The 13,350-nt window shown below is 71.7% G+C and carries 12 protein-coding genes and 1 riboswitch; of the genes, 7 read left to right on the forward strand and 5 right to left on the reverse strand.

Annotated features, from left to right (window positions below; genetic code table 11):
* The first annotated feature begins 8 nt into the window (after positions 1-8).
* Positions 9-1,142 (forward strand): carbohydrate ABC transporter permease, encoded by a 1,134-nt coding sequence (locus D7D94_RS13280; protein ID WP_156243069.1) that lies wholly within the window; start codon positions 9-11, stop codon positions 1,140-1,142.
* Complete coding sequence (locus D7D94_RS13285) at positions 1,142-2,074, forward strand: carbohydrate ABC transporter permease (protein WP_156243070.1); 933 nt, start codon at positions 1,142-1,144, stop codon at positions 2,072-2,074. The genes D7D94_RS13280 and D7D94_RS13285 overlap by 1 nt, the downstream gene beginning before the upstream one ends.
* Before the next feature lie 168 nt (positions 2,075-2,242).
* On the opposite strand, the gene D7D94_RS13290 is transcribed toward D7D94_RS13285, so the two are convergent.
* Positions 2,243-2,896, reverse strand: a complete 654-nt coding sequence (locus D7D94_RS13290; protein WP_156243071.1) for a DUF305 domain-containing protein — start codon at positions 2,894-2,896, stop codon at positions 2,243-2,245.
* A 5-nt stretch (positions 2,897-2,901) separates the two neighbouring features.
* Entirely contained in the window at positions 2,902-3,615 is a 714-nt protein-coding gene (locus D7D94_RS13295) for a thioredoxin-like domain-containing protein (RefSeq protein WP_156243072.1), read from the reverse strand.
* 306 nt (positions 3,616-3,921) lie between these two features.
* Between D7D94_RS13295 and D7D94_RS13300 the strand changes: the two genes are divergently transcribed.
* The 3 genes from D7D94_RS13300 to D7D94_RS13310 are packed head-to-tail and all read left to right on the forward strand — an operon-like array spanning position 3,922 to position 7,750.
* Positions 3,922-5,157: a multidrug effflux MFS transporter gene (locus D7D94_RS13300; RefSeq protein ID WP_246171949.1), complete on the forward strand. Its 1,236-nt coding sequence runs from the start codon at positions 3,922-3,924 to the stop codon at positions 5,155-5,157.
* A 27-nt stretch (positions 5,158-5,184) separates the two neighbouring features.
* A complete protein-coding gene (locus D7D94_RS13305) occupies positions 5,185-5,844 on the forward strand; it encodes a phosphatase PAP2 family protein (RefSeq protein ID WP_156243074.1) in 660 nt (219 codons plus the stop codon).
* A gap of 34 nt (positions 5,845-5,878) precedes the next feature.
* The gene (locus tag D7D94_RS13310) at positions 5,879-7,750 is read left to right on the forward strand and encodes a helicase HerA-like domain-containing protein (RefSeq protein ID WP_156243075.1); all 1,872 of its coding nucleotides are present in this window, start codon (positions 5,879-5,881) and stop codon (positions 7,748-7,750) included.
* Between the two features lie 11 nt (positions 7,751-7,761).
* Here the strand turns inward: D7D94_RS13310 and D7D94_RS13315 are convergent, their stop codons facing one another.
* The 3 genes from D7D94_RS13315 to D7D94_RS13325 form a co-directional block, all read right to left on the reverse strand.
* The gene (locus D7D94_RS13315) at positions 7,762-8,577 is read right to left on the reverse strand and encodes an alpha/beta fold hydrolase (RefSeq protein ID WP_156243076.1); all 816 of its coding nucleotides are present in this window, start codon (positions 8,575-8,577) and stop codon (positions 7,762-7,764) included.
* Positions 8,574-9,629, reverse strand: a complete 1,056-nt coding sequence (locus D7D94_RS13320) for an MSCRAMM family adhesin (RefSeq protein ID WP_156243077.1) — start codon at positions 9,627-9,629, stop codon at positions 8,574-8,576. The genes D7D94_RS13315 and D7D94_RS13320 overlap by 4 nt, the downstream gene beginning before the upstream one ends.
* Before the next feature lie 127 nt (positions 9,630-9,756).
* Positions 9,757-10,926: an N-acetylglucosamine-6-phosphate deacetylase gene (locus tag D7D94_RS13325; protein ID WP_156243078.1), complete on the reverse strand. Its 1,170-nt coding sequence runs from the start codon at positions 10,924-10,926 to the stop codon at positions 9,757-9,759.
* Positions 10,927-10,999: 73 nt separating this feature from the next.
* Positions 11,000-11,083, forward strand: a riboswitch (ZMP/ZTP riboswitch).
* A gap of 33 nt (positions 11,084-11,116) precedes the next feature.
* Here D7D94_RS13325 and glyA point away from each other — a divergent pair.
* Together glyA and D7D94_RS13335 are read left to right on the forward strand one after the other, a co-directional pair.
* A complete protein-coding gene (glyA, locus tag D7D94_RS13330) occupies positions 11,117-12,412 on the forward strand; it encodes a serine hydroxymethyltransferase (RefSeq protein WP_156243079.1) in 1,296 nt (431 codons plus the stop codon).
* A gap of 43 nt (positions 12,413-12,455) precedes the next feature.
* Positions 12,456-13,337, forward strand: a complete 882-nt coding sequence (locus tag D7D94_RS13335; protein ID WP_156243080.1) for a bifunctional methylenetetrahydrofolate dehydrogenase/methenyltetrahydrofolate cyclohydrolase — start codon at positions 12,456-12,458, stop codon at positions 13,335-13,337.
* Positions 13,338-13,350 lie beyond the last annotated feature (13 nt).

Below are 13,350 nucleotides of genomic sequence, written 5' to 3' on the forward strand. Positions count from 1 at the left end.
GACCAGCCATGAAAGCGTTCCTCGACTGGCTGAGCACGCTCTCACCCTGGCTGGAGATCCCGATCATCATCGGGGTGTTCCTGGTCGCGGTGGGCATCCTGCTCTTCTTCATCGAGATCGCGCCGCGAGCGGGCCGGGTGTACACGTACATCCGGCTCGCCGCGTGCGTGCTCTTGCCCCTGGGGATCATGTGGATCCTCCAGTCGTACTGGTGGGCGATCATCGCCGCCGGTGCGCTCGGACTGCTGTTCTTCTGGCTCGACTACCGCGGGAAGGAGGGCGCGGGATACCTGTTCCAGCTGGTCGGGTTCCTCGCACCGGCGCTGCTGCTGCTCGTCGTCGGCCTGATCTTCCCGGTGATCCAGACGTTCGGACAGTCGCTGTTCAACGCCAGCGGGACGCGCTTCATCGGGCTCGACAACTTCATCTGGATCTTCACGCAGCCGCAGGGCATCCGCACGGTCGTGAACACGATCGTCTGGGTGCTCGTCGCGCCCGTGCTCTCCACGGTGATCGGGCTCGTGTACGCGTACTTCATCGACAAGACGCGCGGGGAGAAGGTCTACAAGATCCTCGTGTTCCTGCCGATGGCGATCTCGTTCGTGGGCGCGTCCATCATCTGGCGGTTCATGTACACCGCGCGCCCGGCCGACGCGGATCAGATCGGCTTCGTCAACCAGATCATCGTCTGGCTCGGCGGCAGCCCGGTGTCGTTCCTCCAGGTCGAGCCGTGGAACACGCTGTTCCTCATCGTGGTGTTCGTCTGGATCTACACCGGATTCGCGATGGTGGTGCTCTCCGCCGCCATCAAGGGCGTCCCGGCGGAGCAGCTGGAAGCGGCTGAGCTCGACGGGGCGAACGCCTACGAGCGGTTCATGAACGTCGTGGTGCCGGGCATCCGGCCATCCATCGTGGTGGTGCTCACGACGATCGCCATCGCGTCGATGAAGATCTTCGACATCGTCCGCACCATGACCGCCGGCGCCAACAACACCTCGGTGCTCGCGAACGAGATGTACTCGCAGTTCCGCAGCTTCGAGGGGGGACGAGCCGCGGCGTACGCCGTGGTCCTGTTCGTGCTCGTGCTGCCGCTGGTCATCTACAACGCGCGTCAGCTCAAGGCGCAGAGGGAGGTGCGGTGATGACCACGACCGCAGCAGTGACCACGGGCAAGCCGTCGCGCGCCCGGGCGCTGAACGACACCAAGCGCCGTCTGACGTCGCCGTGGGCGACCATCGCGGCTCTCGTGATCGCGGTGCTCTGGACGATCCCCACCTTCGGCATCTTCATCTCCTCGTTCCGTCCGCGGGTGGAGATCCAGACGACCGGATGGTGGACGGTCTTCCAGAACTGGGGCTGGACGATCGACAACTACGTCGAGGCGCTCAACACCTCGACGGGTGGTCTGACGCTGCTGGGCTCGTTCGTGAACTCGTTCGCGATCACGCTCCCGGCCGCGATCATCCCGCTCATCCTCGCGACGCTCGCTGCGTACGGGTTCGCCTGGATGGACTTCAAGGGCAAGAACGTGCTGTTCGTGCTCGTCTTCGCGCTGCAGATCGTGCCGATCCAGATGGCGTTCATCCCGCTTCTGCAGCTGTTCTCGCAGGGCACGCTGTTCGGCGTCCCGGTGATCCAGGCGGTGGGGTCGTCGGGCTACGCGCAGGTGTGGCTCGCGCACACGATCTTCGGCCTGCCGCTGGCGATCTTCCTGCTGCACAACTTCATCGCGCAGATCCCCGGTGACGTCATCGAGGCCGCGCGCGTGGATGGTGCAGGGCACGGGCAGATCTTCTTCCGCATCGTGCTGCCGCTCAGCATGCCCGCCATCGCGTCGTTCGCGATCTTCCAGTTCCTGTGGGTCTGGAACGACCTGCTGGTGGCGCTGATCTTCGCCGACGGCAACGTGGCGCCGATCACGAAGCTGCTCGCGCAGATGACGGGCTCGCGCGGTCAGGACTGGCACCTGCTCACCGCGGGCGCGTTCATCGCGATCATCGTGCCGCTGCTGGTGTTCCTGTTCCTCCAGCGGTACTTCGTGCGCGGCCTGCTGGCCGGCTCCGCCAAGGGCTGACGACACCCGCCTCCACCCCGCACCGGCATGTCCCGGTCATGCACCTCACAGCACTCGCTTGGCGCGCATGACCGGGACATGCCGCGTCAGGGGGCGGATGGTCCGGGGCGTGGCAGGGGGGATGGTCCGGCAGCGCGGGTGGGACGCCGCGCACCCGGGCGCAGTGCGTCAGGAGCAGCCGAGACGCCGTTGCGCGGACTCCATCGCCGCGATCTCCGCGGTCTGCGCCTGGCCCATGTTCCGCGCCGTCTCGAGCACGCGCGGCACGCTGCCGAGCCGGACGACGGCATCCGTCATGTCGATCGCGCCGGTGTGATGGCGGATCATGAGGTCGAGGAAGAGGCAGTCCTGCCCGGCGCCGTCGAGCTGCGCGAGCCGCGTGAGCTCCGCGTCCGTCGCCATGCCCATCTGCGCCTCGAGCTCCGCCGTCGTCGCCGCGCCCGAGCCGTGCGCATGGCCCGCGTCGGCCATCCACGACATCAGCGGGTCGCCCGCCTGCGGCAGATCCCACTCCACGAGCCATCCGAACATCTCGCCGCGCTGCGCGGACTGCGCGGTGGCGATGTCGTACGCGAGCGAGCGCAGCTCGTCGTCGTCGGTGCCGCGATACTCGATCATCGCCATCTCCACCGCCTGAGCATGATGGACCTGCATGTCGCGAGCGAAGCCGGCGTCGGCGGCGTTCGGCCCGCCGTCCGCCCCGCTCGCGTCGGCGAGCGCCCCGAACGTCGTGAACCGCCCGCCCGCGAAGGCGAGCCCCGCCACGAGCACGACGCCGACGGCGACCGCGATCCAGGTGCCGCGCCGCCGGGACTGCGCCATGCCGCTCAGCCGACCTTCCCGGGGCCGTCGATCGCGCCCGTGCACATCGCGCCCGGCTCGGGCACGCTGTCGTTCCGCCAGTACTCCTCGAAGAAGTCGGCGATCCGCTCGTCGTCGGCGGAGTCGACCTTGAGCTGCGCGTTCCATGCGCTCACCGCGATGGGCGTGCCCATGTCGGGGTAGGGGGAGAGGAGCGCATAGCTCGACGGGAGGTACCCCTCGAGCGTCTCGACGTCGTCGTCGCTCACGAGCTCCGGGTCGTAGGTCACCCACACCGAACCGTGCTCGAGGGAGTGCACGGCGTTCTCGTTCTGCTGCGGCTCCGTGTAGACGCCGCAGTTCAGCCAGTAGGCGTTGTGCGGTCCGCCCGCCGGCGGCGTCTGCTCGTAGTCGACCGTGCCCTCGACGTGGGTGTTCGTGTTCGAGAACGTCTCGACGCCCTCGATCTCGGCGCCGGTTCCGCCGATGTCGTACGACGCCTGCTTCGAGGCCGGCGCGAAGACGAACGAGGCCACCACGGCCGCGACGACGGCGACCGCGGCGACGGATCCGACCGTCCACCAGAGGACCCTGCCCCGCTGACGGCGCTTCAGCTGGCGCTGGTACTCGGCGAGCTTCTCCTGCCGCTGCGCCTCGCGCTGCTGCTTGAGGGACTGCGCGATCTGAGCCTGCTTCGCGGGGTTGCCACTGGACTGCTGAGGGCGCTTCTGCGTCGACACGCTCCGATCCTATGCGCGCGAATGGGGCGGCCGGCTGAGAGTGCGCGGCGAGACCAGCCGATGATCAGGCAAACCCATAGGATGGCCGTCGTCCCCTTCGCGCGGATTCCTCCGCCGTCGTCAGGGACATTCTTCATTTCCCCGCACCTCTCGTCAGCGAAAGCAGCGCCCACGCCCACGATGACTCACGAATCCCGCTCCTCCCGCGACCCGCGCACCGGCATCATCCCGACCGCCACCGGCATCCTCCCGGTGCCCACGGGGACGATCGCGCTGCCCGACTACGCGCGGGCGGCGGCGGGCGAGATGCCCACCACGCACCGCGGCGACGCCCTCTCGAGCCGACGCCGGCTGGCGTACGTGCTGCTGCTGGGTGCGCTCACCGCGCTCGGCCCGTTCACGATCGACCTGTACCTGCCGGCGTTCCCGCTGCTGGAGCGGGATTTCGCGACGACGAGCGCGGCCATCCAGCTCACCCTCACGGGCACGATGATCGGGTTCGCGCTGGGGCAGCTCGTGGTGGGGCCGCTGAGCGACAAGGTCGGGCGACGGCGTCCCCTGCTCATCGTCACGGGGCTGCACGTGCTGGCCAGCGTCGCGGCGGCTCTCGCCCCGTCGCTCGAGCTGCTGGGCGCCGCGCGCGTGCTCATGGGAATGGGCGCGGCGGCCGGCGGCGTGGTCGCCATGGCGATGGTGCGCGATCTCTTCGGCGGGCGACGGCTGGTCGTCATGCTCTCGCGGCTGGCGCTCGTCACGGGCGTCGCCCCGGTCATCGCGCCGCTCATCGGCTCGGCGCTGCTGTCGGTGTTCCCGTGGCGCGGGCTGTTCATCGTGCTCGCGTCCTACGGCGTGATCATGCTGCTGTGCGCGATCTTCGCCCTGCCGGAGACCCGCCCCGCCGCCGACCGCGTCGCGCATCAGACCGTGTCGGTGTGGCACCGCTACCGCGTCGTCCTGACCGACCGCGTGTTCCTCGGCGTGCTGCTCATCGCGGCGATGACGTTCTCGGGACTGTTCTCGTACCTCTCGTCATCGTCGTTCCTGTTCCAGCAGACGTACGGCTTCTCCCAGCTGCAGTACGGGGCGCTGTTCGCGACGAACTCGATCGGCCTCGTCATCGGCAATCAGATCGCCGCGCGCCTCGCGGCCCGCTTCGGGCCGCAGTGGGTGCTCGCCTTCTCGACGGCGGTCCTGCTTCTCGCCGGCGCCGCGATCGTCGTGTGCGACCAGCTCGAGCTCGGCGTGTGGGGCATCATGGTGCCGCTGTTCGTCTTCATGTCGATGTGCGGCTTCACCTTCCCGTGCGGTCAGGTGCTCGCGCTCGACCGTCACCCCGAGGCGGCGGGCACCGCGGCGTCGATCCTCGGCGCGACGAACAACGGCGTCGCCGGTCTCGTCTCGCCGCTCGTGGGCGTCATCTCCGCCGGATCGGGCATCACCGGCACGACGATGGCCAGCGTCATGGTCGGCTGCTCGGCGATCGCCGTCGTGTCGCTCTGGCTCATAGTCCGTCCGCGCACGCTTGGCAAGCTCGCCGACTGATCCCGCACGCTCGGGCACAATGGCCCGATGACGACGTGGCGGCGGAGCATGGTGTGGTGGGGGATCGCCCTCATCGCGGTGGCGGCGGTGCTGGGATGGGCCACCGTGCTGCACCGCGACCCGTTCGACATCGACACCTGGTGGTCCGATGTGCTCTCGCAGCCGCCATCCGGTGGGCAGCTGTGGTTCTCGCTCCTGCTCGACGACGTCGGCGGCGGGTGGTGGGCCATCCTCATCCTGCCGCTCGCGATCGCGGCCATCCTGTTCGCGACGCGTCGCCGATGGGGTGCGCTGTACTTCCTCGTCGCGACGGCGGTCAGTGCGGGATTCGTGCAGCTGCTCAAGCAGCTCTTCAGCCGTCAGCGCCCCGAGGACATCCTCGTCGTCGTGGACGCCGGCTCATTCCCCTCGGGGCATGTGGCGAACGCGGCGACGGTCGTGTTCGCGCTGTGGGTGCTCTTCCCGAGCTGGTGGATGGCCGTGGTCGCGGTGGTCTGGACGGTCGCCATGGCGTTCGCCCGCACCTACCTCTCCGCGCACTGGGCGAGTGACACGGCGGGCGGCGCGCTGATCGGGGTCGGTGTCGCACTGCTCGTCGCGGGGATCATGAACGCCCGGCTCCTGCGCGAGCAGGACCGACGCGTGAAGCTGCGGGAGGACCGCGGCGGCGGGGCCGTCGGCGCGTAGCGGCGCCAGCCGATCTCGTCGCTAGGGTGAGGCCATGTGCCCCGAAGACCACTCGTCCGCCGAGCTCGAGCGTCTGCGTGCGGAGGCCGCGCTCGCCGAGGCGGAGCTCCGCGCGGCGGAGGCGCGGGCGCGACTCGCGGCGGCGGAGGCGGCGGCCGCGAGAGCCGCCGCTCCCTCGAACGCGGCCGAGTCGGACGCGAGCGAGCCGCCCCCGGACGCGGGGCCGCGCGGCGACGCAGCCGCGGCCATCCCGCCGGTCGTCGCCCCTGACGGGCAGGCGAGTGTCGCCCCGGCCATCCTGTCGCCGGAGGAGGTGCAGCGCATCGCGACGGCATATGCCTTCCCGGGCGCCGCGCTCGACCTCGGTGCGCTCGTGAACGGCGAGCCGCGCGCCGATGTCCAGGTGCGCATCCCGCTGGCGATGCTGAACCGGCATGGTCTGATCGCCGGCGCCACCGGCACCGGGAAGACCCGCACGCTCCAGGTCCTGGCCGAGCAGCTCGCCGCGCACGGCGTTCCGGTCTTCGCCGCCGATATCAAGGGCGACCTCTCGGGGATGGCCGTGCCGGGCGAGGCGAGCGAGAAGCTCACCCGCCGCACGGTCGGGATCGGGCAGGACTGGCAGCCGACGGCCACGCCCGTGGAGCACCTCGCTCTCGGCGGGCAGGGCACCGGCGTTCCCGTCCGCGCGACGGTCACGGGCTTCGGGCCGCTGCTGCTGTCGAAGGTGCTCGGGCTCAATCGCACGCAGGAGTCCAGCCTCGCCCTCGTCTTCCACTACGCGGACGAGGCCGGCCTGCCGCTGGTCGACCTCGCCGACCTTCGAGCGGTGCTCATGCACCTCACGAGCGATGAGGGCAAGGACGAGCTGCGCGCCATCGGCGGCATCTCCTCGGCGACGGCGGGCGTCATCCTCCGCGAGCTCGTCGCGTTCGCCGAGAGCGGCGCGGATGCGTTCTTCGGCGAGCCCGAGTTCGACGTCCTCGACCTCCTGCGCAGGGCGGCGGATGGCCGCGGCATCGTGTCGCTGCTGGAGGTCGCGGGCGTCGCCGAGCGGCCGGCGCTGTTCTCCACCTTCCTCATGTACCTGCTCGCGGAGCTCTTCGAGGCGCTGCCCGAGGTCGGCGACCTCGACAAGCCGAAGCTCGTGTTCTTCCTCGACGAGGCGCACCTGCTCTTCCGCGACGCGTCGAAGCCCTTCCTCGCCGCGATCACCCAGACCGTTCGCCTCATCCGCTCGAAGGGCGTCGGGGTCTTCTTCGTGACGCAGACGCCGAAGGACATCGACGCCGACGTGCTCGCTCAGCTCGGCTCCCGCGTGCAGCACCAGCTGCGCGCGTTCACGCCCGACGATGCGAAGGCGCTCCGCGCCACGGTGCGCACGTACCCCCGATCGCAGTACGCGCTCGAGCGGGTGCTCCAGGAGCTCGGGACGGGGGAGGCGATCGTCACCGTGCTGAGCGAGGACGGTGCGCCCACCCCGGTCGCCTGGACCCGGCTGCGTGCGCCGCAGGGGCTGATGGACGCCGCGCCGGCCGCGGAGGTCGAGCGCGCGGTCGCCGGCTCCCCGCTGCTGCCGCGCTACGGCGAGAGCGTGGATCGGGAGTCGGCGTACGAGATCCTCACCGTCAAGATGAACGCGGCGGCCGAAGCCGCAGCCGCCGAAGACGCGGCGCTCGAGCAGGCGCGGATCGATGCGGAGTACGAGCGGCAGCAGGCCGCGATCGAGAAGCGCGCGCAGCGCGAGTACGACCGCCTGCTGAAGAGCACGGCGGGGCGCACGAGCACCCGGCGGAGAACGCGGTCGAGCACCGACCGCATCGTCGAGCGCGTGGTGGGCTCCGCCGCGACGACGCTCGTCAACGGCGTCATCCGCGGGATGTTCGGCACCGCCCGCCGCCGCTGATCGCGTCGGCGCTACGTCGCGCTCGCCGCGGGGTCGGCTGGCCGCTGCGGGCGCCGCAGGAAGCGGTCGGCGATCTGCAGACCCAGGCCGCCGTCGAGCACGACGCCGTGACGCGCGTCCTTGACGACCGTGAGGCGCGACCGGGGGATGGCCGCTGCCAGGATCCGCGCGTGATCGACCGGGGTCAGCTCGTCGTGTTCCCCGTGCAGCACGAGCGCGGGCGTCGTGGCGCCCGCCAGCGCCGCGAGCGCGTCGTGCTTCCGGCTTGCGCGGTGGTGGCGGGCCAGAGCGGTGCGGTCCCGCCCGACCGCGAGCAGCCGGACCAGGTCCTGGCGGTCCGCATCCCAGAAGACGGAGGCCACCTGCCGGGGGTCGGATGAGCGGATGGCGCGGTCGGCGGCATCGGACCGCCGGGACCCGTGCGCGTCGCCGGCGGAGGTCGAGACGAGGGCGAGTCGCCGCAGCCGGTCGCGGTGATCCACCGCCAGCCACTGCGCGACCCGGCCGCCCATGGAGTGCCCGAGCACATCCGCCCGCTCCACTCCGGCGGCATCGAGGATGCGGACGGCGTCGTCGGCGAACAGCCGCGTCGTGAAGCGCTCGGCCTCTCCGGACTCGCTCTCGCCGATGCCCCGGTGGTCGAAGACGATCACCCGCCGTCCGGGCAGGAGCGCCGGCCCGACGATCTGCCACGACCCGTGGTCGACGGCCTGCCCTGCGATGAGCAGAAGCGGGTCGCCGTCTCCCGCGCTCCAGTACGCGAGCCGCGAGCCGTCCGCCGCGGTCGCGTCGTGCCGCGCCCACTCGGGCCCGTATGCGGGCGTCACGCGCGTGGTCGGGCCGCGGCGGACTCCGGGCGTGCGGGGACGGCGAGAGCCGGCGCGGGTGCGGCGAGGTCCTCGTCCGGGGTCGACTGCTCGGCGTCGTTCTCGGGCGTCTCGGCACCGCCGTCCTCCTCGGAAGCGGCGGCATCGTCGTGCTCGGGGGCGATCGTGTCCTCGGGGGCCGCGTCCGGTGCCGGTGCTGGCGCCGTGGTGTGCTCCGGCTCCGGCGCTGCAGTCGGCAGCGGTGCAGGGGGTGTCGTGGACTCCGGCAGCGGAGCGAGCGTGGGGGCGGGATGCGGATGGGGCGCGAGTGTCGGACTCGGCTGCGGCTGCGGCTGCGGCTGCGGGTCCGGCTCGGGCGCGGGTGTCGCCTCCGGCTCTGGCTCGGGCGCGGGTGTCGCCTCCGGCTCTGGCCCGGGTGTCGCCTCCGGCTCCGGCCCCGGTGTCGCTCCCAGCTCCGGCGCGTCATCCGGCTCCGGCGCGTCATCCGGCTCCGGCGCGTCGTCGGGCTCCGGGGTGGCCTCCGGCAGCGGCTCGGGAGCGACCTCGGGGGCGGGCTCGAGCGTGACCTCCGGCGCGGGCGTCGCCCTCGGCAGCGGCGTCGGGTCCGGCTGCGGCGTCGCCTCGGGCTCTGCGGTGGCCTTCGGACGGGGCGCCGCGGTCGGCGTGGGCTCGGCCTTCGGGGCGGGCTGCACCGCCCGGCGATGGGACGGATCGCGGTCGCCGTCGGCGGGCGGAGGCGTCGGCTCGGCGGGCGGCGTCTCGGGGCCGGGGGTCGGGCCGGGGAGCAGCTCGTCGGACGCTTCGATCGATGCGCTCGCGGCGCCATCCACGAAGGGCGACCGGCCGTCGCCGCTCGGGCTGAACCCGCCGCCGAGCGACACGGCGAGCGCGGCGCCCGCGACGGCCGCCGCCGAGAGGCCCGCTCCCACGAGGCCGCCGATCGTCCGCACACGCGTTCGAGGATGGACGGCGGCGCGGCCCGGGTCGTTCGCAGAGGCGCCGGCGGGTACCGGAGCCTCGGTGTCGCGGGAGCGGTCGTCGTCTGTCGTCATAGGTGCGGTTCGTGCTCGTCGCAGCGGACGCCGGGTGAGGCGACGCGCGATCGGATCGGCCGGTGCGGGTTCTGGGCCTCGTTCATCCTCCACCCGTTCGGCTCATCGCGCCACCCGAGGAGCGAGCTCAGCGCTCCGCGACGCCCGCCGTCCACACGCGCGCCACCTCGAGATCGCGCGTCCAGAGCACCGCGTCGGCGGCGGCCGCGACGCGCAGCGACCCGAGGTCGTCGCGCCCGAGCGCCCGGGCGGGCACGCCGGTCGCGGCCTCGACGGCATCGGGAAGGTCCACTCCCAGCGCGACGATGCGGCGCACGGCGGCATCCTGCGTGAGCGTGGAGCCGGCGATGGTCTCGGTGCCCCGCACGGTCGCGACGCCGTCCGCGACCACGACCTGCAGCGAGCCGAGCGCGTAGTCGCCGTCGGCCATCCCCGTCGCCGCCATGGCGTCGGTGACGAGCGCGATGCGGCCGGGCGCTGCGCGCAGCAGCAGGAGCATGACGGCGTCGTCGACGTGGACGCCGTCGGCGATGAGCTCGAGGACGACGCGCTCGTCCCGCGCGGCGACCGGGATCGGTCCCGGTCGGCGATGGTGGATGGCCGGCATCGCGTTGAACGCGTGCGTCACGAGGGTCGCCCCCGCGTCGATGGCCGCCGCGGTCGCGGTCGCATCGGCGTCGGTGTGCCCGATCGCGGCGATCGCCCCCGATGCGACGATCTGCCGGATCGCCGCCAGCGCTCCGGGGAGCTCGGGCGCGATCGTCACCTGCCGGATGGTCTGGGCTCCGTCGACCACGCCGGCCGCGAGCAGGCGCGTGACGGCGTCCGCGTCGGGCGCGCGGAGGAGGGAGAGCTCGTGCGCACCGTGGTGCCCGGGGTCGAGGAACGGACCCTCGAGGTGGCTGCCGAGGATGTCGTCGTCCTGCTGAGCGAGTTGCGCGATCTCCGCGACGCGGGCCTCGAGATCCGCCAGGCTCGCGGTGACGAGCGAGACCACCGCGCGAGTCGTGCCGTGCTGTCGGTGGTGCGCTCGCGCACGTCGGATCGCATCGGCCCCGTCGTCGTAGGAGGCACCGGCCGCGCCGTGCCCGTGCAGGTCGATGAGCCCGGGGGTCAGCACGGCGCCCTCGCCGGCGATCGCGACGGCGTCCTGCACGTCGTCGCCCGCCTGCGCGGCGGCGCGCCATCCCTCGCCGTCGCCCCGCGCGACGATCCGCCCGCCCTCGATGCGGAGCCATCCGTCGCGCATCGCACGGCCGTCGGAGACGAGCAGCGCGGAATGGATCACCATGCTCATGCCCTGACCCTCCCACATCGCGCATCCCTCCCTCATGACGCGGGCAGGGCCATCCGACGCTCTTCGGCTATGCTGTTCGCGTCGCGACTGGCGTTGAGGTGGTGAACCACCGGGAAGCGACCGAGACGGCATTCGACCGCACGCCTGGGCCGGAGCGAACACCCCTGTTGTCTGTCGTCTGGAGATCGCCATGACCGATCCGCTGTTCAACGCCCCTCTCACCGAGGTCGACCCCGAGATCGCGGAGGTGCTGCAGCGCGAGCTGAACCGCCAGCGCGGCTTCCTCGAGATGATCGCCTCGGAGAACTTCGTGCCCGTCTCGGTGCTGCAGTCGCAGGGCTCGGTGCTCACGAACAAGTACGCCGAGGGCTACCCGGGTCGCCGCTACTACGGCGGCTGCGAGGAGGTCGACGTCGCCGAGGAGCTCGCGATCGCGCGCGCCAAGGAGCTGTTCGGCGCCGAGTTCGCCAACGTGCAGCCCCACTCCGGCGCGACCGCGAACGCGGCCGTGCTGCACGCGATCGCGCGCCCCGGCGACACGATCCTCGGCCTCTCGCTCGACCACGGCGGGCACCTCACGCACGGCATGAAGATCAACTTCTCCGGCCGTCTCTACGACATCGTCGCGTACGGCGTCGACCCCGAGACGTCGCTCGTCGACATGGACGAGGTCCGTCGTCTCGCCCTCGAGCACAAGCCGAAGGTCATCATCGCGGGCTGGTCGGCGTACCCCCGCCAGCTCGACTTCGCGGCCTTCCGCGCCATCGCCGACGAGGTCGGGGCGTACCTGTGGGTCGACATGGCGCACTTCGCCGGGCTTGTCGCCGCGGGCGTCCACCCGAGCCCCGTGCCGCACGCGCACGTCGTCTCCTCGACGGTGCACAAGACGATCGGCGGCCCGCGCTCGGGCTTCATCCTCACGAACGACGCCGACCTCGCGAAGAAGATCAACACGGCGGTGTTCCCCGGGCAGCAGGGCGGCCCTCTCATGCACGTGATCGCCGCGAAGGCGACCGCGTTCAAGCTCGCGGCCACCGACGCCTTCAAGGACCGCCAGGAGCGCACCGTCCGCGGCGCGGCCATCCTCGCCGACCGCCTCATGCAGCAGGACGTCACGGACGCCGGCATCTCGGTCCGCTCCGGCGGCACCGACGTGCACCTCGTGCTCGTCGACCTCCGCGACGCCGCCATCAACGGCAAGGAGGCGGAGGACCTCCTGCACGAGATCCAGATCACGGTGAACCGCAACGCGGTGCCGAACGACCCGCGCCCGCCGATGGTCACCTCGGGCCTGCGCATCGGCACGCCGGCGCTCGCGACGCGCGGGTTCGGCGACGCCGAGTTCACCGAGGTCGCGGACATCATCGCGCTCGCGCTGCTCCCCGGCGCCGACGTCACGGCGCTCCGCGCGCGTGTGGCGAAGCTCGCCGACGCCTTCCCGCTCTACCCCGAGCTGGAGCAGGTCGGCCAGGGCTACGCGGGCTAAGCCCCACCCTCCACCCCGCGACTCTGCAGACAAGGGAAGACGGATGACCGCACAGATTCTGGACGGCAAGGCTGCGTCGGCGGCGATCAAGGCCGAGCTCACCGAGCGGGTGGCGGCGCTCAAGGAGCGCGGCGTCACACCGGGCATCGCGACGGTGCTCGTCGGCGCCGACCCCGCCTCGCAGCTGTACGTCGGCATGAAGCACAAGCAGTCGGTCGCGATCGGCATGAACTCGATCCAGCGCGAGCTGCCGGCGGAGGCCACGCAGGCCGACGTCGAGGCGCTCATCGACGAGCTGAACGCCGACCCGTCGTGCCACGGCTACATCGTGCAGCTGCCGCTGCCGAAGCACATCGACACGGATGCGATCCTCGAGCGCATCGATCCCGCCAAGGACGCGGATGGCCTCCATCCGACGAATCTCGGACGCCTCGTCCTCAACGTGAACAGCCCGATCGACACCCCGCTGCCCTGCACGCCGCGCGGCGTCATCGAGCTGCTGCTGCGCAACGGGTACGACCTGAAGGGCAAGCACGTCGTCGTCGTCGGCCGCGGCGTCACCATCGGCCGCTCGATCGGCCTGCTGCTCACACGCCGCGACCTGAACGCCACGGTGACGCTCACCCACACCGGCACCGTCGACATGGCGCATCACCTGCGCCAGGCCGACGTGATCGTCGCCGCCGCCGGCGTGAAGCACCTCGTGCGCGCGGAGGACGTCAAGCCCGGCGCCGCCGTGCTCGACGTCGGCGTGACGCGCGAGACCGACCCGGAGACCGGCAAGCAGAAGGTGCACGGCGACGTGGCGCCCGACGTCGCCGAGGTCGCCGGCTTCGTGTCGCCGAACCCCGGCGGCGTGGGGCCCATGACGGTCGCCCTGCTCATGACGAACGTGGTGGAGGCCGCCGAGCGCTCGCTCGCCTGACCCCCACGACGAC

This window comes from Microbacterium oryzae, assembly GCF_009735645.1.
GTDB classification, from domain to species: Bacteria; Actinomycetota; Actinomycetes; order Actinomycetales; family Microbacteriaceae; genus Microbacterium; species Microbacterium oryzae.